At 50.1% G+C, this 1,297-nt stretch carries 1 protein-coding gene; it reads left to right on the top strand.

Features of this window, described 5'->3' with window-relative positions; genetic code table 11:
- Positions 1-185: 185 nt before the first annotated feature.
- Positions 186-1,297 (top strand): protein kinase domain-containing protein (locus AC0QHF_RS00410; RefSeq protein WP_324702214.1); only part of this gene is annotated, 1,112 nt, incomplete at its 3' end.

Raw genomic sequence — 1,297 nt, 5'->3', positions numbered from 1 at the left:
CCCACAACTGTTCATCCGCGCCGTAACCCACCATTTATTTTTTAATGCACAGTTTTAGTAGAAATAGTCCACTACTGGACTGACACATCTTAAACGGTGGGTTACGGCGGATTGCTATATTGCCTTCACAGCATAGGTTTCAGCCGCCTAACCCACCCTACTGGATCGACTACTCGGTATCGAGCATGAACCAGATATGCTGTCTCAACCCTAACTGCGATAACCCCTCGGTTCCCGACACCAACCGGTTGTGTCCCAAATGCCAAAAGCCGCTGGTGCTGCTGAGGCACCGCTACCGACCCGTGAAATCTTTGGGTCAGGGTGGGTTTGGCAAAACCTACCTGGCGATGGATAATGATAAATTCGGGGAAACGTGCGTCATCAAACAACTCGCCCCCCAAGCCGGTAGCACCGCCGCCGTCCAAAAAGCCCAGCAATTATTCGAGCAAGAAGCACGACAGCTACAAAACCTCCAACATCCGCAAATCCCCGATTTAAAAGCCTATTTTTCAGAAGGCAGCTATTTTTATTTTGTTCAAGATTTTATCGAGGGCGATAATTTATTAGGCGAATTGAAACGGGGGATATTTGATGAACAGAAAACCATCAAATTTCTCAATGAATTATTGCCGGTACTCAAATATATTCATGACCGGGGCATTGTTCACCGGGACATCAAGCCGGAAAATATGATGCGGCAGCGGTCTGACGGGCGCCTCTTTTTAATTGATTTTGGAGTTTCCAAACAATTGCAGGGAACCATTTATACGGGGACCTCTATCGGCACATTTGGTTATGCTCCCCTGGAACAGATGCAGGATGGGAAGGTTTATCCGGCCAGCGATTTATTTAGTGTGGGGGCAACTTGCTTTCATTTGTTGACGGGAATGCATCCTTGGGAAGTGTGGCGTTTAAAGGGTTATGGCTGGGTGCAAGAATGGCGGCAGCATCTCAAGAAACCGGTCAGTTCGCAATTTGGAACGGTTTTGGATAAGCTGTTGGCGTTGTATCCCGAACAGCGCTATCAGTCGGCGGTCGATGTTTTAAACGCTTTCAATGAAGAAGATACCGTTGTTGAGGTGTCCTATCGGGGATATGTCCGGCGTCTGCCCCCGAAAACGGCTGAATCGCGATCGCGACTGTCGGAAGATATCACCGTCGAAACGGAGGAGGATTTCCCCATCGCCACCTACCGAACAACCACCGCTCAACAAATGGTGATCCTCAACCGCATGGGCAAGGCCTACCCCCTGAACGTGGCCGACATCCCCGGCGGTTCGGCGCGATCGCGGGGCGT

This window comes from Lyngbya sp. CCY1209 (assembly GCF_055795065.1).
This window is presented reverse-complemented; position numbering and strand designations above follow the sequence as displayed.